Origin of the sequence: Ruminococcus albus AD2013 (assembly GCF_000526775.1) — a bacterium.
Taxonomy (GTDB): Bacteria; Bacillota; Clostridia; order Oscillospirales; family Ruminococcaceae; genus Hominimerdicola; species Hominimerdicola alba_A.
Window position 1 is genome coordinate 2,747,748 of sequence record NZ_JAGS01000001.1, and the last position, 19,643, is coordinate 2,767,390.

Here is a 19,643-nt window from a genome sequence, read left to right on the forward strand (position 1 = left end):
CAAAGCCGCAGAATTCGGTCATATACAGTTATTATACCACTTATTTCCCCCTAGGTCAACCTTTTTTTAAACAAAAAGCGAAAAAATACGGACTTATTTTCTCGTTATATTTGTGCATTGCTTCAAAGGCAGTTTATTCTCTGCCATAAGCATTTCATAAAAGAATCTTAATTATTTCTTAGTATGGTGATGATAATATTGATTTTTCGTTACAGTTATGTTATAATCATAATTAGAGAACATGATAAATTATTTAACAATGTCAAAATCCTAAGAAAGAAGAGAATCACAGTATGAAGATCCCTAAGATCAAATGGAACCATATAAACCGCGGTCTTGTACTCGGGCTTGCGCTCGGTGCGGGCACTGCGGTTTATGTTATGGTGCAGAACGCAATGTTCAAAAACAATATCCCCGAGATATCGGCACGCGCCGAGGAGATCTGCCGAAGCATGGCAGAGACCAACACGGGCGATAACCGGAAAGGTGTTCAGCGTATGCTGACTTCCTGTATACAGGATAATTTTATAAATACGCCCTATTCACATTCCACAGGTGAAGAAGATTTAGACGCCGTAACCAGGACCTCCCTGATTTTTGAAGTTGAAACTATGGAACCCGACCAGACGGGCTGCGATAAGGTATATTCCACCGAATACAAGCAGATAAGTACATCTGTATCAAAATGGGGCGTTGACGGCGCAACCGTTCAGGTGGATTATATCATAAACTGCGAATGTGATGGTATTCCGCTGCTTCTTTCACCAATCGGTCTGCTGAACCCCGCCTATGAAGCTCGCAAAAGCAGTGACAAGCCGCTACATAAAATAGTCGAAATAAAAGGTTCGTGCAATATGGTAATGCAGAAAGATAACGGAGTATGGAAAGTTCTCACAGTAACTTACGATGAAAACCCCTATAAAATGAATATCGAATACCCCGACGGAAATGAGGGAGGTGAAGCTGATGGACAAGAATAATGTAGTTCTGAGCATAAAGGGACTGAACAAGACCATCGGCAAGAAGCAGATACTCCATGATATCGACATGGAATGTTATGCGGGTGAGGTGTTCGGTTTTCTGGGACCTAACGGCGCGGGCAAGACCACTACCATCAAGACGGTGGTGGGACTTCTTCTGCTGGACGAAGGCGAAGTAAAGGTCTGCGGACACGATATAACCAAAGACTTTGAAGCCGCTATGGAAAATGTTGGCGGCATCGTTGAAAATCCCGAGATGTACAAGTTCATGACGGGCAGGGAAAATCTCAGACAGTATGCACGAATGAGGGGTCTGGATTTTTCGGAGATAGACAAGGCGGTCGAAATGGTTAAGCTTTCAAACCGCATAAACGACAAAGTATCAAAGTATTCTCTGGGTATGAGACAGCGTCTTGGCGTGGCACAGGCACTTATGCACAAACCCAAGCTTCTGATACTGGACGAACCGACAAACGGTCTTGACCCACAGGGCATAAAGGAACTTCGTGATATCCTGAGAGAGCTTGCACACAAGGACGGTGTGTGCGTTGTTGTATCCTCTCACCTTATGAGCGAGATGGAGCTTATGTGTGACAGAGTGGGCATAATCGCAAACGGCAGCATGATAGGCACCTACACTATGGAAGAGATAATCTCACAGTCACAGGAAAGCATCACCGAATATACCATTGAAACAGACGATTCCGAAAAAGCACTGGAAATTCTGGAAGGCAGTAATATCTCCGCACAGGGCGATATGCTTTACCTGAAACTGGAAACCGACAGTGCAAAGGCTGACATCGCGGAAGCGATAAGAAAACTGGCAGGGAGCGGCATAAACATCTACTCCGTACACCCCAAGGAAAGCAAAAAGCTCGAAGAAGTATTCATTGAGCTTACAGGCAGGGAAGGAGATGGACAGATTGGATAAGTTCTTTGCACTTGTAAAAAACGAGTATATAAAGATATACAAAAAAACATCATCGAGGATACTGCTGGTGATATTCCTGGCGGTATGCCTGTGCTTTGCACCGCTGATGAAGCTGATAAACAACTCGGGTATCAAAGATTACGCTTCAGAATCAATGGATATGTCTGATTCGGAGCGTCTGGCAAATTCGCTGAAAGACAAGAAGAGAGAAATCGAGAACTCTCCTGATATGCCCCTGCGTGAGGAAAGACTGGCACTGATAGAAGCGGTAGACACCGATTCAGACTGGCAGGCTGGAGCTTACCGTCAAGGCATGTACACTGATTCAAAGAGAGAGGTACAGACCATGACCATGCTTTGTAAGACCGATGACTGGCGCGGTTTCTGCAAATACAATATAGATAACAGCGAAAGCAAAGGAGATAAATGGGTCTACAAATACAAACTGGAACACGATATAGGCTACGGTGAAGAATTCAATGAGAAGAACGCACTCCTTTTTAAAATCGGAAGTGCACTGGAAGGCAATGAATATGGCAGTCAATCAGCAGAGGAAGTCGTTGCCATAGGTATGTATCAGCTCGAACACGAGATATACGATAATACCTCGGATAAGAATGTTCCATTACTAGATATGGACCATTACGAGCCCTTTGATTTCTGGGACGTTATGCTGAAGATACCCTATGTGGAAAGCTTTATAGGTATAATAATGCTGATGATAGCAGGCGGCATAGTGGCGAGCGAATTCAGTCAGAGTACGATAAAATTCCTGCTGATAAGCCCTGTACAGCGCAGCAAGATACTGGCGGCAAAATACTTTACCGTGATATCCCTCGGTTTTCTGATGATGCTGATGATGTTCCTTATAAATATACCAATGGTAGGGCTTCTCTTCGGATTCAAGGGTATATCCTTACCGTATCTCAGTTTGGTAGACGGCGAGGTTGTGGCACAAAGTACATTCGTATTCCTTATCAAGAATTTCATGCTGAAAAGCGTTCAGGTAATGATAACCACCACGCTGGCATTTATGATATCCTCATTGATGAGAAGTACCGGCCTTGCGATAGTTGCAGGCTTTATCTTAAATTCAATAGGTACCCCCCTGATAGCTATAATGGTGACTTTCAAGATGGACTGGGGCAGATATCTGATATTTGCAAATACCGATCTGCAAACCATATACAATGGTGCTTCGCCATTCCCACAGCACAGTCTGGGCTTTGCGGTCGTAGTAGTCATAGCCCATATGGCAGTATTTCTGCTTACTGCATGGGACGGTTTCACAAGACGCTCGGTGTGATGTAAAGAGCCATACTAATAAAGCGCAGTATTTATCGTACTGCGCTTTTATTTATAGTTCCGGCTTTCTAAAAACAGACAGACAGATATATTTATAGCGATACAAAAAAGACCGCACCCGAAGGTACGGTCTTTATAGTTAGTATATTAAACCAGCTGTATGATAGCCATCTCAGCAGCGTCACCGCGGCGGGGTCCGATCTTGATGATCTTGGTGTAACCGCCCTTACGGTCTGCGTACTTAGGTGATATCTCATCAAAGAGCTTCTTAGCGACAGCTTCCTTAGTTACATAAGCGAATACCTGTCTCTTGGAATGGAGATCGCCTGCCTTACCGAGAGTTATCATCTTCTCGGCCATAGCAGCAACTTCCTTAGCTCTGGTTACAGTTGTTTCAATCTTACCGTTTTCCAGAAGGAAAGTAACCATAGCTCTCAGCATTGCTTTTCTCTGGTCACTGGTCCTTCCCAGCTTTCTTGTGCCTGGCATAGATTTTCACTCCTTACATTAATCATTTTCCTCAGAATTGAGCTCGTAGCCCAAAGAATGAAGCTTCTCACGAACCTCGTCGAATGACTTCTTACCGAGGTTACGTACCTTCATCATTTCTTCTGCTGACTTTTCAATCAAATCGTTGACTGTGTTGATGCCTGCGCGCTTCAGACAGTTGAATGAACGCACGGATAAGTCAAGTTCCTCAATGGTCATCTCAAGGATCTTTTCTTTGCCCTGATCATCCTTTTCAACTATAAGTTCCACAACGTTGGTCTCTTCGGAGAGATCAACGAAAGGATTAAGATGCTCGTTGAGGAGTTTGGCTGCCATTGATACAGCTTCCTTTGCAGATATAGTACCGTCAGTCCATACCTCCAGCGTGAGCTTGTCAAAGTCGGTAATGTGTCCTACACGGGTGTTATCAACTGTGTAGTTTACCTTTAATACCGGCGAATAGATACTGTCTACAGCAATGATGCCGATGGGTGCATTCTGCATAAGGGACTTGTTCTTCTCAGCAGAAACATAGCCTCTGCCGCGGTCGATAGTGATCTCCATATACAGTTTAGCGCCTGCGCCCAGGGTTGCGATGTGCATATCGGGAACCAGGATATCTACTTCGGAATCAGCCTTGATGTCGCCTGCGGTAACTACGCATTCGCCTTCAGCCTCAATGTAGATAGTCTTGGGACCCTCACCGTAAAGCTTTGCAGTCAGACCCTTGAGGTTAAGGATTATCTCAGTGACATCTTCCTTAACACCGGGTATTGTTGAGAGTTCGTGGTGTACACCGTCGATCTTTACAGAAGTAACAGCTACACCGGGTAAAGAGGAGAGCAGTACACGTCTCAGACTGTTTCCGAGAGTTATACCATAGCCGCGCTCCAGAGGCTCGAGAATAAACTTGCCGTATGTTCCGTTGCTTTTGAGCTCAGGCGTTTCGATCTTTGGCTTTTCTATCTTTTCAAGCATTAGTAACCCTCCTGTATTCAAACATGAATTGTAATGTGTCCGAAAGTTCCAGATTTCATGCAGCTTCTGCGGAGCTGTACCCATAAAAGGTACAGCGCTCCGAGAACCTTACACTTATTACTTGGAATACAGCTCTACGATCAGGTGTTCTTCGATCTCGTAATCGAGGTCTTCCTTAACAGGCATACGAACTACCTTTGCAGTCTGGTTCTCCTTGTCCATATCGAGCCAAGTGGGAACTACTCTGCCGGCAGTAGTCTCGATGATCTGCTTGAACTTGGGGCTCTTCTTGCTGTTCTCCTTCAGGGAGATAACGTCGCCAGCCTTGATCCTGTAAGAGGGGATATCAACTCTCTTGCCATTTACGAGGAAGTGACCGTGTACAACCAGCTGTCTAGCCTCACGTCTTGTCATGGACAGACCCATTCTGAATACAACACTGTCGAGTCTGGACTCGAGTATTGTCAGCAGATTGGTACCTGCCTGACCTTCCATCTTCTGAGCGATCTCAAAATAGTGATGGAACTGCTTCTCCAGTACGCCGTAGATGAATCTCAGCTTCTGCTTTTCCTTCAGCTGAAGGCCGTACTCGGAAACCTTCTTACGCTTGTTAGCGTTGGGGTCACGCTTAGTCTCCTTAGCAACGCCCATAACCATGGGGCTGATGCCAAGATACTTACATCTCTTGAGTATTGGTTCTCTGTTTACTGCCATTTTAATGACCTCCGTTTTCTAAATTGATATCGGGCTTTAAGTCTTACGTCTATGCTGCTTTACCCGACTTTGAGTTAAACTGCAAACTCAAATAACTTATGATTACACTCTTCTTCTCTTGGGGGGACGGCAACCGTTGTGAGGGATAGGAGTAACGTCCTTGATAAGTCTTACTTCCAGCTCCTCGGACTGCAGCGCTCTGATAGCAGCTTCTCTGCCTGCGCCGGGTCCCTTAACGAATACCTCAACGACCTTCAGACCGTGCTCCTTAGCAGCTCTTGCAGCAGTCTCTGCGGCTGTCTGAGCAGCGAAGGGAGTAGACTTCTTGGAACCTCTGAAACCGAGTCCGCCTGCGGAAGCCCAAGAAATTGCGTTACCCTGCATATCAGTGATGGTAACGATGGTGTTGTTGAATGTGGACTGGATATGAACCTGTCCCTGTTCAATGTTCTTTCTTTCACGACGGCGACGTACAGTCGTCTTCTTCTTAGCCTGAGCCATGCTTCATACCCTCCCTTACTTCTTCTTGTTAGCGATGGTCTTAACAGGACCCTTACGAGTTCTTGCATTCGTCTTGGTTCTCTGTCCTCTAACGGGCAGACCCTTTCTGTGACGAAGGCCTCTGTAGCAACCGATCTCTGTCAGTCTCTTGATGTTCAGAGCAACTGTTCTTCTCAGGTCGCCCTCAACAGTCAGGTTGTGATCTATATACTCACGAAGCTTAGCTACGTCATCCTCAGACATATCCTTAACTCTTACGTCGGGATCAACGCCTGTTTCCTTGATGATCTTAGTAGCAGTCTTCTGACCAATGCCGTAAACGTAGGTAAGAGCGACTTCAATTCTCTTATCTCTGGGCAGGTCTATACCAGCAATACGAGCCATTATTTAGCTGCACCTCCATTATTGGTTTGTTAGCCCTGACGCTGCTTGTGCTTGGGGTTCTGGCAGATAACCATGATCTTGCCTTTCCTCTTGATGATCTTGCACTTTTCGCAGATAGGCTTAACTGAAGGTCTTACTTTCATTGAAATACCTCCTTCGATTATCCGAGCCTCTCGGCTCTCATACGTATAAGGGAAAGCCGTTGCAGCAACCGCTTTGCTTACTTAGCTCTCCAGGTTATTCTTCCCTTTGTCAAGTCATAAGGCGACATCTCGACTGTGACCTTATCACCGGGCACGATACGAATGTAGTTCATACGCAGCTTACCCGAAATATGAGCAAGAATTTTATGACCGTTTGTGAGTTCAACTTGGAATGTCGCGTTAGGCAGTGCCTCAACGACTGTTCCCTCAACTTCAAGTACATCTTCTTTCGACATTAAAAAACCTCCCCACTCTAAGGTCTTGTCTGCTGCCGATCGGTATGGGTCAGGTACCGAAAGATCAGCCGTCTTAACTTCTTGTCAGTCAGATCACCCGTATATAACGGAGCGTCCGCAGGTGAAATGTGCTTTATGTTTTTCTTTTTCGGACTGCCGACTTTTCGGTGTCTGCCGTCCGCGATATACACAAAGCCGCCGTCTACTCCCACTGCAACATAGCAGGAGCCTTTCTCACGGCCTGCTGTCGCCCATACCAGTGAACCGACCTGTATAACACCCTCTGTCATCACAGTTTGCTGAGTATCACGCAGCCGTCCTGTGTAACAGCGATAGTGTGTTCAAAATGTGCGGACCATTTTCCGTCCAGTGTCTTGACTGTCCAGCCGTCAGGCATTACCTTTATTCCTGCACCGCCCATATTTATCATAGGTTCGATACAGATGACCATGCCTGCCTGAAGCCTTACGCCATGACCTGCTTTACCGTAGTTAGGAACTTCGGGATCTTCGTGAAGATCTCTGCCCAGTCCGTGTCCGCAGTATTCTCTGACGACTGAAAAACCTCTGTCTTCATTGTACTTCTGTATAGCGGCACCGATGTCGCCTATCCTTACTCCGGGCTTCACCATTTTGATGGCCTCATAAAGACTTTGCTCGGTGGAATCAAGAAGTGCCTGTACGTCGTCCGAGATCTTGCCGCAGGCAAATGTCATGCAGGAATCACCATGATATCCGTCCACGAAAGCTCCTGTATCAACAGAAACTATATCGCCTTCCATGATCTTCCTGCCGCCGGGGATACCGTGGATAACTTCGTCATTCACGGATATGCAGGCTGCAGCGGGAAATCCGCCGTAACCCTTAAATCCCGGCTTAGCACCGTGGGAGAGAATGAACTTCTCTACCACTTTGTCCAGTTCATGAGTAGTCATGCCCGGTCTTAGTGCTTCACCTGCTGCCTTTAATGCTCCGGCGGTCAGCTGACCTGCCTTACGCATCTTTTCAATTTCCTTATTGGATTTAATACATATCATTTATATCGCGCTTTCTATTACAATCAACCTTTGAGAACTGCCATAACTGCTGCGGAAGTCTCCTCAACAGTTTCGCGGCCCTTTACAGAGGTCAGCTTACCCTGCTTCTCGTAGTAACCCTTGAGAGGCTCGGTAGTTTTATGATATGTGTCCAGTCTGCTCTTAACAGTCTCGGGCTCGTCGTCCTTACGGATAACGATGGGCTTGCCGCATACATCGCAGATGCCTTCTACCTTGGAGGGTTTGAACTCTACATGGTAGGTAGCGCCGCAGTCGAGGCAAACTCTTCTGCCAGAAAGTCTCTGCTGAATTGTTTCATCAGCAACGTCTATCTCAATGACCTTGTCGATCTGAACGCCCATAGCGTCCAGAGCCTCGGCCTGAGGAACAGATCTGGGGAAGCCGTCGAGAATGAAGCCATTCTGTGCGTCAGGCTCAGCAATTCTGTCCTTGAGGATACCGATAACGATATCATCGGAAACAAGTGCGCCTGCGTCCATAGCTGCCTTCGCCTTCAGACCATACTCTGTGCCTGCCTTAACAGCAGCTCTGAGCATATTGCCTGTGGAAATGGTAGGAATGTTCAGCTCCTTGCAGATGTTCTCTGCCTGAGTGCCTTTGCCGGCACCGGGAGCGCCCAAAAGAATGATATTGTTCATTAGTCTTACCCCTTTCTCGATCGGACTTTATTATTTCAGGAAGCCCGAGTGATGACGCATCATCATCTGAGATTCCATAGTTCTTGCTGTTTCAAGCGCAACGCTTACAACGATGAGTATAGAGGTACCGCCCATTGCGATATTCATCTTTGTGATAACGGTGAATATGATAGGGAAGATAGCGATTATACCCAGGAACACAGCGCCGACCAGAGTGATCTTGCTGAGTATCTTCTGGAAGTAGTCGCTGGTAGGCTTACCGGGTCTTATACCGGGTACGCCGCCGTTGTTCTGTCTGAGGTTATTAGCGATCTCGATCGGGTTGTATGACATACTTACGTAGAAGTAGTTGAACGCGATTATGAGAACGAAGTACAGACTTGCGTAGAACGGATGATCATACTCAAACCATTTCAGGAGACCTGCGTAGAATGTACCCTGCTTAGGTGCGCCTGTGAAAAGCTTGAGTGTTGCAGGTATAGACATAAAGCTCATCGCAAAGATGATAGGGAGAACGCCGCTCATCGCGATCTTGATCGGGATGAATGTGTTCTGACCGCCGTACTGCTTTCTGCCTACAACGCGCTTGGCATACTGTATCGGTATTCTTCTTTCAGCGTTGTTCATAAAGATTATGAACGCGATCATCAGGATGAATACTACGATGATGATAGGAACGAGTATCATATTCTTAGCGTCGCCTGTAGCCATCATCTTGCAGAGGCTGATAACAGCATCAGGTCCTCTTGCGATGATACCTGCAAACAGCAGCATGGATACGCCGTTGCCTATTCCCTTTTCATTGATCCTGTCGCCCAGCCATATAGTCAGCGAAGCTCCTGCTACGAAGCAGAGGACAATGATGATCTCAGTGAAGTATCTTTCAAAGGTCTGACCTGTGTACAGTACGATCTGCTGACCGTCAACGTTCATCAGAGTTCTGTAGTAAGCCCAGCCCTGGAACAGTGCGATACCAAGTGCTGTGTACTTGGTGATCTTGTTCAGAGTCTTTCTGCCTTCCATGCCTTCCTTGGAGAGTCTCTCCAGAGGAGGAAGTGCGTAGGTCAGCAGCTGAATGATGATCTGAGCGTTGATGTAAGGACCAACGGACAGAGCCATCAGTGTTGCCTTTGAGAAGTTACCGCCCGAGAGGACGTTCAGGTAACTGAAGAAGTCACCTGAATCTTTGCTGCCCTGGAACCATGTGTTCAGTGCTGCAGAATCGAGGTAGGGGACCGGAACGGAACCGCCTATCCTGTATATTACGATGATGAAAAATGTAAATAGAAGCTTTCTTCTTAATTCCGGAACCTTCCAGGCATTACGAAATGTCTCTATCACAATTACATCACCTCAGCCTTCCCGCCTGCCTTTTCGATTTTCTCCTTAGCTGCTGCTGAGAACTTAGCAGCCTTGACGGTAAGGTTTTTGGTGAGGTCTCCGTTACCGAGGACCTTTACTCCATCATACTCCTCCTTGAGGACGCCGGATGCCTTCAGCAGTTCAAAATCAACTACTGTGCCGTCAACGAACTTTTCAAGATCGGATACATTGATGATCGCATACTTAGTTGCGAATATATTATTGAATCCACGCTTAGGAATTCTTCTTGCAAGAGCGGTCTGACCACCCTCGAAGCCGGGTCTGATGCTGCCGCCGGATCTAGCCTTCTGGCCCTTGTGACCCTTACCTGCAGTCTTACCGTTTCCTGAACCGTGACCTCTGCCCACACGCTTAACGTCTCTTACTGCGCCGGGATTAGGTGATAATTCGTGAAGCTTCATGTTGTCGCACCTCCCTGCTTACGCTTCGGTTACTTTAATAAGGTGGGATACCAGCTTGATCTTGCCCTGTGTACAAGCGTTGTCGGGCTGCTCGGTCGTATCCCCGATTTTTCTCAGACCAAGAGAATTTGCAGTGGCGATCTGCTTTTCGCTTCTGCCACTCAGGCTCTTAGTCAGCTGAATTTTCAGGTTAGCCATACTGTTTATCCTCCTTATTCAAATATTTCCTTAACAGTCTTGCCTCTCAGTTCAGCGATAGCCTCAGCGCTTCTTACGCTGGTCAGACCGTTGATTGTTGCTCTTACTGCATTGTAAGGATTGTTAGAGCGAAGCGACTTTGCTCTGATATCTCTTATGCCGGCTGCTTCAACCACTGCTCTCACAGTGCCGCCTGCGATGATACCTGTACCGGGAGCGGCGGGCTTGAGGAGAACCTCACCTGCGCCGAACTTACCTACGATCTCGTGAGGAATTGTTGTACCCTTCAGGGAGATCTTTACCAGGTTCTTCTTAGCGTCCTGAATAGCCTTTCTGATAGCGTCGGGAACTTCGCCCGACTTACCGATGCCGAAGCCAACGATACCGTTGCCGTCGCCAACTACTACAAGTGCGGAGAACTTCATGATACGGCCGCCCTTAACAGTCTTGGATACTCTGTTAATTGCTACGACCTTTTCCTGCAGCTCTTCGATCTTTGAAGCATCTATTAAAGCCATTGTATTTCCTCCTCTACCTTAGAATTTAAGTCCGCCTTCACGGGCACCGTCTGCAAGCTCCTGCACACGGCCGTGATAAAGGAAACCGCCTCTGTCGAATACGACATTTTCAATTCCCTTTGCCTTAGCAGCTTCTGCGATCATCTCGCCGACCTTGCGAGCGCCTTCCTTGTTGCCGCCATTGCCCTCAAAGCCCTTAGCCATAGAGGAAGCGGAAGCCAGTGTTACGCCGTTAACATCGTCAATGATCTGTGCATATATATGCTTAGAGGAGCGGAATACGTTGAGGCGAGGGCATTCGGGAGTACCGCTGATCTTGTTGCGGATTCTCTGATGTCTCTTGATTCTAGCCTTAGCTCTGTCAAGCTTTTTAACCATAGTGATTCTCTCCTTTTATTACTTCTTAGCGCCTTTACCGGCCTTACCTTCCTTACGGATAATGTACTCGCCTTCGTAGCGGATACCTTTACCCTTATAAGGCTCGGGGGGACGCTTCTCGCGGATCTCACAAGCAAACTGACCTACTTCCTGCTTGTCGCAGCCCGATACTACGATGTGGTTAGGATCGGGAACTTCGATCTTGATAGTGTCAGTCTCCGCAAAGATAACCTGATGAGAGAAACCCAGGTTCATAACCAGGTTCTTGCCCTGCTTCTGTGCTCTGTAACCAACACCAACGATCTCGAGCTTCTTAGAGAAACCGTTTGCAACACCCTCAACCATATTGTTTACGAGTGTTCTGGTCAGACCGTGCAGACTCTTGTGGAGCTTATCCTCGGAAGGACGCTCAACTGTAACAGTGCTGCCGTCAACCTTTATGATCATATCCTTATGGAATGTTTTTGTAAGTGTGCCCTTGGGACCCTTAGCTGTAACTACGTTGCCATCAGCAACCTTTACCTCTACACCTGCGGGAACAGTAATGGGCTTCAATCCTATTCTTGACATTTCTCAGCCCTCCTTATTACCATACAAATGCGAGGACTTCGCCGCCGACATTCAGCTCTCTTGCCTTCTTGTCGGTGATAACGCCCTTGGAGGTGGATACGATTGCGATACCCATGCCCTTGATTACCTTAGGCATATCCTCACAGCTTGCGTAGATCCTCAGACCGGGCTTGGAAACTCTTCTCAGCCCTGTTATTACGGAATTTCTGTTCTCATCATACTTGAGTGTGATCCTGATGATACCCTGCTTGCCGTCTTCGATAACGGTGAAGTTCTTTACATAGCCCTCATCTACGAGGATCTGTGTGATAGACTTCTTCATGTTAGATGCAGGTACATCGACAGTCGCATGCTTAGCAGTGCTAGCATTACGTATTCTTGTTAACAGATCTGCAATAGTATCTGTAATCTGCATTGTGCCTACCTCCTTTTTACCAACTTGCCTTCTTAACGCCGGGGATCTGACCGTCATGAGCCAGCTCTCTGAAGCAGATACGGCAAACGCCGAACTTTCTCAGATATGCATGGGGTCTGCCGCAGATCTTGCATCTGTTATAAGCACGAGTGGAATACTTAGGAGCAGCCTGCTGCTTATTTATCATAGCCTTCTTTGCCATTTAACGTATCCTCCTCATTACTTCTCAGCGAAAGGTGCGCCCATCAGTCTGAGCAGCTCCTTGCCTTCTTCGTCGGTCTTAGCGGTAGTGATAAAGTTGATATCCATACCTCTAACCTTGTCGATCTTATCATACTCGATCTCAGGGAAGATCAGCTGCTCCTTCAGACCGGTGGAGTAATTTCCTCTGCCGTCGAAGGAATTGGGGTTGATACCTCTGAAATCTCTTACGCGGGGGAATGCAACGTTGAACAGTCTGTCAACGAATTCATACATCTTCTCCGCTCTCAGTGTAACCTTAACACCGATGATCTGTCCATCTCTCAGCTTGAAGTTAGCAACGCTCTTCTTAGCCTTGCAAACGATGGGCTTCTGACCGGTTATAGCAGCCAGATCGGTCATGATAGCATCGATGACCTTTTTATTATCCTTATCAGCGCCGCAGCCGACGTTGATAACTACCTTATCCAGCTTAGGGATCTGCATTACGTTAGCGTAGCCGAATTTCTTCATCAGTTCAGGAGCTACTGTGCTAACATACTGTTCTTTAAGTCTTGCAGCCATGTCTAACTCCTCCTTCTTAGAATTCTTCGCCGCAGCTCTTGCAAACTCTTACCTTAGTTCCATCTTCCAGGAACTTGTGAGCTACTCTTGTGGGCTTGCCGCACTTGGGGCAAACTGCCATTACCTTGGAAGCGTACATAGCTGCCTCAGCATCAACGATACCGCCCTGCTGCTGAGCGTTTCTGGGCTTAACGTGCTTTCTTGCAACGTTCAGACCCTCAACGATCACTTTGCCTTCCTTGGGGGCAACCTGAAGTACCTTGCCCTGCTTGCCCTTGTCCTTACCGGACAGGATAACGACTGTGTCGCCGGTTTTAACGTGTACCTTATTCATTTCAACGACACCTCCATTACAGAACTTCGGGAGCCAGGGACAGGATCTTCATATAATCCTTATCTCTCAGTTCCTTAGCCACAGGTCCAAATATACGTGTACCTCTGGGATTCTTGTCTTCCTTGATTATTACAGCAGCGTTCTCATCGAAGCGGATATAAGTACCGTCCGCTCTTCTCAGACCCTTTGCTGAACGAACGATGACAGCCTTAACTACATCGCCCTTCTTAACAACTCCGCCTGGTGTTGCTTTTTTAACAGAACAAACTACAACGTCACCGATGTTTGCATACTTTCTTCTCGTACCGCCGAGAACACGGATGCACATAAGCTCCTTAGCACCGGAGTTATCTGCAACCTTCAGGTAAGTCTGCATCTGTACCATTGAAGCGCTCCTCCTTTCAAATCACTGGGACTCAGTACCGCGGCAGAAGCGGCGACCGCTCTGCCAAAGTACCTTGCACTCATAAATGTATTACTTAGCCTTTTCGATGATGTTGACAAGTCTCCATCTCTTATCCTTGGAAAGAGGTCTTGTCTCCATTACCTTTACTGTATCGCCGATACCGCACTCGTTGTTTTCATCGTGTGCCTTCAGCTTAACAGTCTTCTTGATGATCTTCTTGTACAGAGGGTGCTGAACGTTATCCTTGATGGCAACTACGATAGTCTTATCCATCTTATTCGATACAACAGTACCGACTCTGGTTTTTCTCAGATTTCTTTCGCTCACAGTGATCCTCCTCCTTTATTACTGAGCTTCGGACTCATGCTTACGAATGAATGTCTTAACACGAGCAATGTCCTTCTTCACAGCCTGAAGTCTCTTGGGATTCTCCAGCTGGTTCACAGCGTGCTGGAAACGAAGATTGAACAGCTCTTCTTTAAGCTCAGCGAGCTTGGTGTTAAGCTCGTCTGCGGTCATTTCCTTGATCTCATTAGCCTTCATTACTGCTCACCACCCGTTTCTTTTACTATAAACTTACACTTGATAGGGAGCTTGTGCATAGCGAGTCTCATAGCCTCTCTAGCAGTCTCCTCGGGAACACCTGCGATCTCGAACATTACTCTGCCCGGCTTAACAACAGCTACCCAGTACTCGGGAGCGCCCTTACCTTTACCCATTCGGGTACCCAGGGGCTTTCTTGTTGCAGGCTTGTCAGGGAATATCTTTATCCAAACCTGACCGCCTCTCTTGATGTATCTTGTCATAGCGATACGGGCAGCCTCGATCTGGTTAGAGGTGATCCATGCGGGCTCGAGAGCCTGAAGACCGAAATCACCGTAAGAAACCTTGTTTCCTCTCAGTGCCTTACCGGTCATACGACCTCTGTGCTGTTTTCTGAACTTAACTCTCTTTGGAAGCAGCATTATGCGTTACCTCCTTCTCTTTTCATGCCGCGAGCCTTGTTGAAGTCTCTGCGGTTATCCTTAGACCTGTCGTCTCTGCGAGGTCTGCGCTTCTTATCGTTCTTGTCGCTTACGTCGCGTCTGTCGCTTGCAGCAACCTCACCCTTGAGAACTTCGCCTCTGTAGATCCATACCTTGATGCCCAGACGACCATAAGTTGTGTGAGCCTCAGCAGTACCGTAGTCGATATCTGCTCTGATGGTCTGCAGCGGGATAGTACCCTCGTGATAGCTCTCGCTTCTAGCGATCTCGGCACCGGCAAGTCTACCGCTTACCTTTACCTTGATACCCTTAGCGCCCAGCTTCATTGCTCTGCCGATGGACTGCTTCATAGCTCTTCTGAAGGAGATTCTGTCCTCCAGATCGTGAGCGATCTTCTCAGCTACCAGCTGAGCGTTGATGTCGGGGTTCTTTACCTCAACGATGTTGATAGCAACGCTCTTGCCGATCTTCTTCTCGATGCTCTCGCGGAGCTTATCGATCTCAGCGCCGCCCTTACCGATAACCATACCGGGCTTAGCGCAGTAAATGTGTATTCTAACCTTCTGAGCGCCGTCCTTACCGGTAAAACGCTCGATCTCAACCTTGGGAACGCCTGCGTAAACGCACTTGTCAGCGGGGTTCTTGGATCTTCTGTTGAGGTCCTTCATGATATCCTTACGAATGTTGTAGTCCTCAACCAGAGTGTCGCCGAAAGTGCTCTTATCTGCAAACCAGCGGGAATCCCAATTCTTTATCACACCGACTCTAAGTCCGTGCGGATTAACTTTCTGGCCCATAGTTTACCTCCTCTTTCAGCTTAATCCTTTTCCTTGAGAACAACAGTGATGTGAGATGTTCTCTTCAGAATTCTATATGCTCTGCCCTGAGCTCTGGGCATGATCCTCTTCATGATAGGTCCGGGGCAAACGTAGCACTCAGCAACATAGAGGTTGTTCTTATCCATGTTGTGATTGTTCTCTGCGTTTGCTGCTGCGGACTTGAGGAGCTTCTCCAGATATTCACTTGCAGCCTTTGGTGTATTCTTAACAGTAGCCATTGCTATTTCGTAATCCTTACCTCTGATAAGATCAAGGACGATCTGTACCTTACGAGGAGCAATGCGAGCTGTTCTCAGTATAGCCTTTGCTTCCATGTCTGATCCTCCTTAATTACTTCTTACCGTTGTTCGAGGTCTTGGAGCCTGCGTGGCCCTTGTAGGTCCTTGTGGGAGCGAACTCGCCAAGCTTGTGGCCTACCATATCCTCGGTTACATATACAGGCACGTGCTTTCTGCCGTCGTGTACTGCGAATGTATGACCTACGAAGTCAGGGAAGATCGTGGAAGCTCTGCTCCATGTCTTGAGGACTTTCTTCTCGCCTGCTTCGTTCATAGCAACTACTCTCTTATAAAGAGCCTCCTGAACGTAAGGACCCTTCTTAACACTTCTGCCCATTTATCATTGTCCTCCTTTCAGGTTACTTGCCGTTTCTGCGCTTTACGATGAACTTATCGGAACGAGCGTGCTTAGCTCTGGTCTTGTAACCCAGAGTAGGCTTACCCCAAGGAGTAACAGGAGAAGGTCTACCAACAGGTGACTTACCTTCACCACCACCGTGAGGGTGATCGCAGGGGTTCATTACGGAACCTCTTACGGTAGGTCTCCAGCCCATGTGGCGCTTTCTACCTGCCTTACCGATGTTTACGTTAGAGTGGTCGATGTTACCTACCTGACCGATTGTAGCCATGCAGTTAACAGATATCTTTCTCATTTCGCCTGAAGGAAGTCTTACGAGAGCGTAAGCGCCTTCTCTGCCCATCAGCTGAGCCATGTTACCAGCGGAACGAACGAGCTGAGCGCCCTTGCCGGGATACAGCTCAATGTTGTGGATGAAAGTACCAACAGGGATATCTGCCAGTGTCAGAGCGTTGCCGGGCTTGATATCAGCATCAGCGCCTGCTCTGATAACATCGCCAACAGCAAGACCGTTAGGTGCGATGATGTATCTCTTCTCACCGTCCTCGTACTGAACGAGTGCGATGAATGCAGATCTGTTAGGATCGTACTCGATAGTCTGAACAGTAGCGTTCATATCGAGCTTGTTTCTCTTAAAATCAATTACACGGTATTTTCTTCTAACTCCGCCGCCTCTGTGACGAACAGTGATTCTACCGTAGCTGTTTCTTCCCGAATTCTTCTTCAGAGGTTCGAGAAGGGACTTGCAAGGTTCAACCTTAGACAGACCGGAATAGTCGATGACAGTCATGCCTCTTCTACCGGGAGTCGTGGGCTTGTAAGTCTTTATTGCCATTATAATTCACTCCTTAATATGGTTTTGCGAAAAGGTCAAAGCGTTACGCCAAGTACCCTTCCATACCTACGCTTTGCGGTCGTATCAAAAGCGGTCCTCGCCGCCTCGCAAAGCCTTTCCGCGTTATCCTCGGTGTTTACGGAGTTCCGCGGGAACTCTTGAATGTGAGCTTTTCCGAAGTCTCCCGACAGGTTCTCACCTGCCGTTCGTTTCAGGGGAAATTAGTACATACCGTCGAAGAATTCGATGGTCTTTTCGCCCTCAAGAGTAACGATAGCCTTTTTCCAGTCAGGGCGGAAACCTGTGTATCTGCCCATTCTCTTCTCTTTGCCCTTAACGCTGATGGTGTTTACCTTAGCAACTTTCACATCGAAGATCTCCTCGATAGCCTTAGCGATCTCGATCTTGTTAGCGTCCTTGGCAACCTGGAAGGTGTACTTGTTATCAGCGAGTCTGTCCATAGAGTCCTCGGTGATGATAGGCTTTATGATAATATCGTGAGCATTTTTCATTAAGCGTATACCTCCTCGATCTTCTTTACAGCCTCCGAAGATACGATGAACTTATCGTAGTTCAGGATATCGTAAACATTCAGTGTGTTTACGGTAGCTGTCTTGACACCGGGAATGTTTGCAGCGCTCTTAACTACCTTTGCATCAACATCAGCAGTTACGATGAGAGCCTTGCCCTCAGCGCCGATTGCCTTGAGCATATCAACCATAACCTTGGTCTTATACTCCTTGGTCTCGATCTCGTTAACAACGATGATGTTGTTGTCGATGACCTTAGTGGAGAATGCAGACTTCATAGCAAGTCTTCTCTCCTTTTTATTCAGCGAATAGCTGTAATCTCTGGGCTTAGGACCAAGAGCGATACCGCCGTGTACCCACTGAGGAGCTCTGATGGAGCCCTGTCTTGCGTGGCCGGTACCCTTCTGTCTCCAGGGCTTTCTGCCGCCGCCCTGTACCTCTGTTCTGGTGAGGGTGGACTGTGTGCCCTGTCTCTGGTTAGCCAGGAAATTAACTACCATAGCGTGCATAAGTGCCTTGTTAGGCTCGATGCCGAATATAGCATCGTTCAGCTCAGTGTCAGCTACCTTGTTGCCTGTCATATCAACTACTGCGATTTTTGACATATTAACTCCTCCTTCCACTAAGCCTTCTTCTTAACGCTGTCGCAGATGGTCACTGTTCCGTTCTTAGGACCGGGGATAGCGCCCTTGATAGCGATAAGATTATTCTCTGCGTCAACCTTTACAACTGTCAGATTCTGAACAGTAACCTTTACGTTACCGTACTGACCAGGCATCTTCTTGCCCTTGTAGATCCTTGAAGGATCGGAGCAAGCGCCGTAGGAACCTGCATGTCTGTGTACAGGACCTGTACCGTGAGTTTCCTTAAGTCTGTGGCCGTTGTGACGCTTGATAGTACCACTGAAACCGTGACCCTTGCTGGTGCCGCTGACATCAACAACGTCGCCCTCAGCGAATACGTCTGCCTTTACGATGTCGCCAACGTTGATAGCTGAGATATCAGCCAGTCTGAACTCCTTAAGAGTTCTCTTCATAGCAACGTCAGCCTTCTTGAAGTGACCCTGGAGAGGCTTGTTTACTCTCTTGGCTCTGATCTCGCCATAACCCAGCTGTACAGCCTCATAACCGTCTTTTTCAACAGTCTTCTTCTGAACAACTACGCAGGGACCTGCTTCAACAACTGTTACAGGAACGATCTTTCCTGCTTCATCGAAGATCTGTGTCATACCGATCTTCTTACCGATGATTCCCTTCTGCATGATTTTTCCTCCTTATGGTTATTGGTCGGCATTTACCGACATGACCTGCTAAAACCTCGTTTTTTGAGACCCTTATGGGTCGGTCTCATTTGGAGATTACTTGACCTCCATAACGATGTTTACGCCGGCGGGAAGCTCAAGGTTCTCAAGAGTAGATATCGTCTCCTTGGTGGGTCTGATAACATCTATGAGTCTCTTGTGAGTTCTCAGCTCGAACTGCTCACGGCTGTCCTTGTACTTGTGTACAGCTCTCAGGATCGTTACTACCTCTTTGTTGGTAGGCAGCGGGATAGGTCCGGAAACCTGTGCGCCTGAACGCTTAACCGCCTCAACGATCTTTGCAGCTGCGCTGTCAACTACAGCGTGCTCATAGCCCTTGATCTTGATCCTCATCTTCTCATTGACTGCCACTTAAATCGCCTCCTTACAGCAATATAAAAATTGTTTTAGGGGCAAGTCTTTAGCCAAGCCTCAGTCAATTGCACAAACGATCGACTTTTCATTTTGTCAAATGCTCAACCGCTTGTGCAATTGACAGGCTTGTAAGACTATCCGTAGTACCTGTGAGATATTTTTCTCAATCTACACTCTACCGTGTGTTCCCTGATCATTTTATAAAAAATCCCGAGACCTGCAAGCAGGCTCCCGGACCGAAATCAGGCACATGGTCATGCATTAAGCTAAAAGAGCGCAGGATATCCCACAGCTCCCTCGCAAGAAGCATAACACATACAGTGCTCGGTATTACAGTCGCCCGGTTTAAAATCGGACA

The 19,643-nt window shown here is 47.4% G+C and carries 35 protein-coding genes; 3 read left to right on the forward strand and 32 right to left on the reverse strand.

Going from position 1 to position 19,643, the window contains the following annotated elements; genetic code table 11:
• Positions 1-293: 293 nt before the first annotated feature.
• Genes N773_RS0112190 through N773_RS21310 form a run of 3 tightly spaced genes read left to right on the forward strand, consistent with a single transcriptional unit; the run spans position 294 to position 3,217 of the window.
• Positions 294-980 (forward strand): hypothetical protein, encoded by a 687-nt coding sequence (locus N773_RS0112190; RefSeq protein WP_024858052.1) that lies wholly within the window; start codon positions 294-296, stop codon positions 978-980.
• Positions 967-1,911, forward strand: a complete 945-nt coding sequence (locus N773_RS0112195; protein WP_024858053.1) for an ABC transporter ATP-binding protein — start codon at positions 967-969, stop codon at positions 1,909-1,911. Before N773_RS0112190 ends, N773_RS0112195 begins: the two co-directional genes overlap by 14 nt.
• Positions 1,895-3,217 (forward strand): ABC transporter permease, encoded by a 1,323-nt coding sequence (locus N773_RS21310; protein ID WP_080678337.1) that lies wholly within the window; start codon positions 1,895-1,897, stop codon positions 3,215-3,217. Before N773_RS0112195 ends, N773_RS21310 begins: the two co-directional genes overlap by 17 nt.
• A 146-nt stretch (positions 3,218-3,363) precedes the next feature.
• Here N773_RS21310 and rplQ read toward each other — a convergent pair whose 3' ends face one another.
• From rplQ to rpsJ, 32 genes are all read right to left on the reverse strand, one after another.
• Positions 3,364-3,705 (reverse strand): 50S ribosomal protein L17, encoded by a 342-nt coding sequence (gene rplQ, locus N773_RS0112205; RefSeq protein ID WP_024858055.1) that lies wholly within the window; start codon positions 3,703-3,705, stop codon positions 3,364-3,366.
• Between the two features lie 18 nt (positions 3,706-3,723).
• Positions 3,724-4,683: a DNA-directed RNA polymerase subunit alpha gene (locus N773_RS0112210; protein ID WP_024858056.1), complete on the reverse strand. Its 960-nt coding sequence runs from the start codon at positions 4,681-4,683 to the stop codon at positions 3,724-3,726.
• A 117-nt stretch (positions 4,684-4,800) separates the two neighbouring features.
• Positions 4,801-5,397, reverse strand: a complete 597-nt coding sequence (gene rpsD / locus N773_RS0112215) for a 30S ribosomal protein S4 (protein ID WP_013496821.1) — start codon at positions 5,395-5,397, stop codon at positions 4,801-4,803.
• Positions 5,398-5,499: 102 nt separating this feature from the next.
• Positions 5,500-5,898 carry a 30S ribosomal protein S11 gene (gene rpsK, locus N773_RS0112220; protein ID WP_002847929.1) on the reverse strand — a complete coding sequence of 133 codons (399 nt, stop codon included), beginning with the start codon at positions 5,896-5,898 and terminating at the stop codon, positions 5,500-5,502.
• Positions 5,899-5,913: 15 nt separating this feature from the next.
• Positions 5,914-6,282: a 30S ribosomal protein S13 gene (gene rpsM / locus N773_RS0112225; RefSeq protein ID WP_013496820.1), complete on the reverse strand. Its 369-nt coding sequence runs from the start codon at positions 6,280-6,282 to the stop codon at positions 5,914-5,916.
• A gap of 29 nt (positions 6,283-6,311) precedes the next feature.
• The gene (rpmJ, locus tag N773_RS0112230; RefSeq protein ID WP_002847757.1) at positions 6,312-6,425 is read right to left on the reverse strand and encodes a 50S ribosomal protein L36; all 114 of its coding nucleotides are present in this window, start codon (positions 6,423-6,425) and stop codon (positions 6,312-6,314) included.
• A 77-nt stretch (positions 6,426-6,502) separates the two neighbouring features.
• Positions 6,503-6,721 carry a translation initiation factor IF-1 gene (infA, locus tag N773_RS0112235; protein WP_013496819.1) on the reverse strand — a complete coding sequence of 73 codons (219 nt, stop codon included), beginning with the start codon at positions 6,719-6,721 and terminating at the stop codon, positions 6,503-6,505.
• A 17-nt stretch (positions 6,722-6,738) separates the two neighbouring features.
• Positions 6,739-7,011 carry a KOW domain-containing RNA-binding protein gene (locus N773_RS20225; protein WP_043537866.1) on the reverse strand — a complete coding sequence of 91 codons (273 nt, stop codon included), beginning with the start codon at positions 7,009-7,011 and terminating at the stop codon, positions 6,739-6,741.
• Complete coding sequence (gene map / locus N773_RS0112245) at positions 7,011-7,757, reverse strand: type I methionyl aminopeptidase (RefSeq protein WP_024858057.1); 747 nt, start codon at positions 7,755-7,757, stop codon at positions 7,011-7,013. Before map ends, N773_RS20225 begins: the two co-directional genes overlap by 1 nt.
• A 23-nt stretch (positions 7,758-7,780) precedes the next feature.
• A complete protein-coding gene (locus N773_RS0112250) occupies positions 7,781-8,416 on the reverse strand; it encodes an adenylate kinase (RefSeq protein ID WP_024858058.1) in 636 nt (211 codons plus the stop codon).
• Between the two features lie 30 nt (positions 8,417-8,446).
• Positions 8,447-9,757, reverse strand: coding sequence for a preprotein translocase subunit SecY (gene secY, locus N773_RS0112255; RefSeq protein WP_024858059.1), 1,311 nt, complete (start codon positions 9,755-9,757; stop codon positions 8,447-8,449).
• Positions 9,758-9,759: 2 nt separating this feature from the next.
• On the reverse strand, positions 9,760-10,200 hold the full coding sequence (gene rplO, locus N773_RS0112260) for a 50S ribosomal protein L15 (protein WP_024858060.1): 441 nt from the start codon (positions 10,198-10,200) through the stop codon (positions 9,760-9,762).
• A gap of 18 nt (positions 10,201-10,218) precedes the next feature.
• Positions 10,219-10,398: a 50S ribosomal protein L30 gene (gene rpmD / locus N773_RS0112265; protein WP_013496813.1), complete on the reverse strand. Its 180-nt coding sequence runs from the start codon at positions 10,396-10,398 to the stop codon at positions 10,219-10,221.
• Positions 10,399-10,412: 14 nt separating this feature from the next.
• On the reverse strand, positions 10,413-10,916 hold the full coding sequence (rpsE, locus tag N773_RS0112270; RefSeq protein WP_013496812.1) for a 30S ribosomal protein S5: 504 nt from the start codon (positions 10,914-10,916) through the stop codon (positions 10,413-10,415).
• An 18-nt stretch (positions 10,917-10,934) separates the two neighbouring features.
• Positions 10,935-11,294, reverse strand: coding sequence for a 50S ribosomal protein L18 (rplR, locus tag N773_RS0112275; protein ID WP_024858061.1), 360 nt, complete (start codon positions 11,292-11,294; stop codon positions 10,935-10,937).
• Between the two features lie 18 nt (positions 11,295-11,312).
• Entirely contained in the window at positions 11,313-11,864 is a 552-nt protein-coding gene (rplF, locus tag N773_RS0112280; protein WP_024858062.1) for a 50S ribosomal protein L6, read from the reverse strand.
• 16 nt (positions 11,865-11,880) lie between these two features.
• Positions 11,881-12,279 (reverse strand): 30S ribosomal protein S8, encoded by a 399-nt coding sequence (gene rpsH, locus N773_RS0112285; RefSeq protein WP_024858063.1) that lies wholly within the window; start codon positions 12,277-12,279, stop codon positions 11,881-11,883.
• Between the two features lie 16 nt (positions 12,280-12,295).
• Positions 12,296-12,481 carry a type Z 30S ribosomal protein S14 gene (locus tag N773_RS0112290; protein WP_002847856.1) on the reverse strand — a complete coding sequence of 62 codons (186 nt, stop codon included), beginning with the start codon at positions 12,479-12,481 and terminating at the stop codon, positions 12,296-12,298.
• A gap of 17 nt (positions 12,482-12,498) precedes the next feature.
• Positions 12,499-13,044: a 50S ribosomal protein L5 gene (gene rplE / locus N773_RS0112295; RefSeq protein ID WP_024858064.1), complete on the reverse strand. Its 546-nt coding sequence runs from the start codon at positions 13,042-13,044 to the stop codon at positions 12,499-12,501.
• A 16-nt stretch (positions 13,045-13,060) separates the two neighbouring features.
• Entirely contained in the window at positions 13,061-13,378 is a 318-nt protein-coding gene (gene rplX / locus N773_RS0112300; protein WP_024858065.1) for a 50S ribosomal protein L24, read from the reverse strand.
• Between the two features lie 16 nt (positions 13,379-13,394).
• Entirely contained in the window at positions 13,395-13,763 is a 369-nt protein-coding gene (gene rplN / locus N773_RS0112305) for a 50S ribosomal protein L14 (RefSeq protein ID WP_002847897.1), read from the reverse strand.
• A 90-nt stretch (positions 13,764-13,853) separates the two neighbouring features.
• Complete coding sequence (gene rpsQ, locus N773_RS0112310) at positions 13,854-14,111, reverse strand: 30S ribosomal protein S17 (RefSeq protein WP_013496807.1); 258 nt, start codon at positions 14,109-14,111, stop codon at positions 13,854-13,856.
• 18 nt (positions 14,112-14,129) lie between these two features.
• The gene (gene rpmC, locus N773_RS0112315) at positions 14,130-14,327 is read right to left on the reverse strand and encodes a 50S ribosomal protein L29 (RefSeq protein ID WP_002847971.1); all 198 of its coding nucleotides are present in this window, start codon (positions 14,325-14,327) and stop codon (positions 14,130-14,132) included.
• Positions 14,327-14,749, reverse strand: a complete 423-nt coding sequence (gene rplP, locus N773_RS0112320; RefSeq protein ID WP_013496806.1) for a 50S ribosomal protein L16 — start codon at positions 14,747-14,749, stop codon at positions 14,327-14,329. Before rplP ends, rpmC begins: the two co-directional genes overlap by 1 nt.
• Complete coding sequence (gene rpsC / locus N773_RS0112325) at positions 14,749-15,567, reverse strand: 30S ribosomal protein S3 (protein ID WP_024858066.1); 819 nt, start codon at positions 15,565-15,567, stop codon at positions 14,749-14,751. Before rpsC ends, rplP begins: the two co-directional genes overlap by 1 nt.
• Positions 15,568-15,587: 20 nt before the next feature.
• Positions 15,588-15,923 carry a 50S ribosomal protein L22 gene (gene rplV / locus N773_RS0112330; protein ID WP_013496804.1) on the reverse strand — a complete coding sequence of 112 codons (336 nt, stop codon included), beginning with the start codon at positions 15,921-15,923 and terminating at the stop codon, positions 15,588-15,590.
• A 16-nt stretch (positions 15,924-15,939) separates the two neighbouring features.
• Positions 15,940-16,224, reverse strand: coding sequence for a 30S ribosomal protein S19 (gene rpsS, locus N773_RS0112335; protein WP_002847829.1), 285 nt, complete (start codon positions 16,222-16,224; stop codon positions 15,940-15,942).
• 22 nt (positions 16,225-16,246) lie between these two features.
• Positions 16,247-17,080, reverse strand: a complete 834-nt coding sequence (rplB, locus tag N773_RS0112340; protein ID WP_024858067.1) for a 50S ribosomal protein L2 — start codon at positions 17,078-17,080, stop codon at positions 16,247-16,249.
• 221 nt (positions 17,081-17,301) lie between these two features.
• Positions 17,302-17,592, reverse strand: a complete 291-nt coding sequence (gene rplW, locus N773_RS0112345; protein WP_024858068.1) for a 50S ribosomal protein L23 — start codon at positions 17,590-17,592, stop codon at positions 17,302-17,304.
• The gene (gene rplD, locus N773_RS0112350; protein WP_024858069.1) at positions 17,592-18,215 is read right to left on the reverse strand and encodes a 50S ribosomal protein L4; all 624 of its coding nucleotides are present in this window, start codon (positions 18,213-18,215) and stop codon (positions 17,592-17,594) included. The genes rplW and rplD overlap by 1 nt, the downstream gene beginning before the upstream one ends.
• Positions 18,216-18,232: 17 nt before the next feature.
• Positions 18,233-18,871, reverse strand: coding sequence for a 50S ribosomal protein L3 (rplC, locus tag N773_RS0112355; protein ID WP_024858070.1), 639 nt, complete (start codon positions 18,869-18,871; stop codon positions 18,233-18,235).
• Positions 18,872-18,967: 96 nt separating this feature from the next.
• On the reverse strand, positions 18,968-19,282 hold the full coding sequence (gene rpsJ, locus N773_RS0112360; RefSeq protein WP_013496799.1) for a 30S ribosomal protein S10: 315 nt from the start codon (positions 19,280-19,282) through the stop codon (positions 18,968-18,970).
• Positions 19,283-19,643: the final 361 nt, after the last annotated feature.

Excerpts from the sequence above, each read along its gene's own strand:
- rplQ (WP_024858055.1), bottom strand. The coding sequence starts at position 3,705 with ATGCCAGGCACAAGAAAGCTGGGAAGGACCAGTGACCAGAGAAAAGCA.
- infA (WP_013496819.1), bottom strand. The coding sequence starts at position 6,721 with ATGTCGAAAGAAGATGTACTTGAAGTTGAGGGAACAGTCGTTGAGGCA.
- N773_RS0112190 (WP_024858052.1), top strand. The coding sequence starts at position 294 with ATGAAGATCCCTAAGATCAAATGGAACCATATAAACCGCGGTCTTGTA.
- rplW (WP_024858068.1), bottom strand. The coding sequence starts at position 17,592 with ATGAAAAATGCTCACGATATTATCATAAAGCCTATCATCACCGAGGAC.
- rplC (WP_024858070.1), bottom strand. The coding sequence starts at position 18,871 with ATGCAGAAGGGAATCATCGGTAAGAAGATCGGTATGACACAGATCTTC.
- map (WP_024858057.1), bottom strand. The coding sequence starts at position 7,757 with ATGATATGTATTAAATCCAATAAGGAAATTGAAAAGATGCGTAAGGCA.
- N773_RS0112210 (WP_024858056.1), bottom strand. The coding sequence starts at position 4,683 with ATGCTTGAAAAGATAGAAAAGCCAAAGATCGAAACGCCTGAGCTCAAA.
- rpsH (WP_024858063.1), bottom strand. The coding sequence starts at position 12,279 with ATGCAGATTACAGATACTATTGCAGATCTGTTAACAAGAATACGTAAT.
- N773_RS0112250 (WP_024858058.1), bottom strand. The coding sequence starts at position 8,416 with ATGAACAATATCATTCTTTTGGGCGCTCCCGGTGCCGGCAAAGGCACT.
- rplP (WP_013496806.1), bottom strand. The coding sequence starts at position 14,749 with ATGCTGCTTCCAAAGAGAGTTAAGTTCAGAAAACAGCACAGAGGTCGT.
- rplD (WP_024858069.1), bottom strand. The coding sequence starts at position 18,215 with ATGTCAAAAATCGCAGTAGTTGATATGACAGGCAACAAGGTAGCTGAC.
- rpmJ (WP_002847757.1), bottom strand. The coding sequence starts at position 6,425 with ATGAAAGTAAGACCTTCAGTTAAGCCTATCTGCGAAAAGTGCAAGATC.
- N773_RS0112195 (WP_024858053.1), top strand. The coding sequence starts at position 967 with ATGGACAAGAATAATGTAGTTCTGAGCATAAAGGGACTGAACAAGACC.
- rplX (WP_024858065.1), bottom strand. The coding sequence starts at position 13,378 with ATGAATAAGGTACACGTTAAAACCGGCGACACAGTCGTTATCCTGTCC.
- N773_RS0112290 (WP_002847856.1), bottom strand. The coding sequence starts at position 12,481 with ATGGCAAAGAAGGCTATGATAAATAAGCAGCAGGCTGCTCCTAAGTAT.
- N773_RS21310 (WP_080678337.1), top strand. The coding sequence starts at position 1,895 with ATGGACAGATTGGATAAGTTCTTTGCACTTGTAAAAAACGAGTATATA.
- rplR (WP_024858061.1), bottom strand. The coding sequence starts at position 11,294 with ATGGTTAAAAAGCTTGACAGAGCTAAGGCTAGAATCAAGAGACATCAG.
- rplF (WP_024858062.1), bottom strand. The coding sequence starts at position 11,864 with ATGTCAAGAATAGGATTGAAGCCCATTACTGTTCCCGCAGGTGTAGAG.
- rplE (WP_024858064.1), bottom strand. The coding sequence starts at position 13,044 with ATGGCTGCAAGACTTAAAGAACAGTATGTTAGCACAGTAGCTCCTGAA.
- rpsK (WP_002847929.1), bottom strand. The coding sequence starts at position 5,898 with ATGGCTCAGGCTAAGAAGAAGACGACTGTACGTCGCCGTCGTGAAAGA.
- rplO (WP_024858060.1), bottom strand. The coding sequence starts at position 10,200 with ATGAAGCTTCACGAATTATCACCTAATCCCGGCGCAGTAAGAGACGTT.
- rpsM (WP_013496820.1), bottom strand. The coding sequence starts at position 6,282 with ATGGCTCGTATTGCTGGTATAGACCTGCCCAGAGATAAGAGAATTGAA.
- rpmC (WP_002847971.1), bottom strand. The coding sequence starts at position 14,327 with ATGAAGGCTAATGAGATCAAGGAAATGACCGCAGACGAGCTTAACACC.
- rpsE (WP_013496812.1), bottom strand. The coding sequence starts at position 10,916 with ATGGCTTTAATAGATGCTTCAAAGATCGAAGAGCTGCAGGAAAAGGTC.
- N773_RS20225 (WP_043537866.1), bottom strand. The coding sequence starts at position 7,011 with ATGACAGAGGGTGTTATACAGGTCGGTTCACTGGTATGGGCGACAGCA.
- rplV (WP_013496804.1), bottom strand. The coding sequence starts at position 15,923 with ATGGAAGCAAAGGCTATACTGAGAACAGCTCGCATTGCTCCTCGTAAG.
- rpsD (WP_013496821.1), bottom strand. The coding sequence starts at position 5,397 with ATGGCAGTAAACAGAGAACCAATACTCAAGAGATGTAAGTATCTTGGC.
- rpsS (WP_002847829.1), bottom strand. The coding sequence starts at position 16,224 with ATGGGCAGAAGTGTTAAGAAGGGTCCTTACGTTCAGGAGGCTCTTTAT.
- rplN (WP_002847897.1), bottom strand. The coding sequence starts at position 13,763 with ATGGTACAGATGCAGACTTACCTGAAGGTTGCAGATAACTCCGGTGCT.
- rplB (WP_024858067.1), bottom strand. The coding sequence starts at position 17,080 with ATGGCAATAAAGACTTACAAGCCCACGACTCCCGGTAGAAGAGGCATG.
- rpsC (WP_024858066.1), bottom strand. The coding sequence starts at position 15,567 with ATGGGCCAGAAAGTTAATCCGCACGGACTTAGAGTCGGTGTGATAAAG.
- rpmD (WP_013496813.1), bottom strand. The coding sequence starts at position 10,398 with ATGGCTAACCTGAAAATTCAGCTGACTAAGAGCCTGAGTGGCAGAAGC.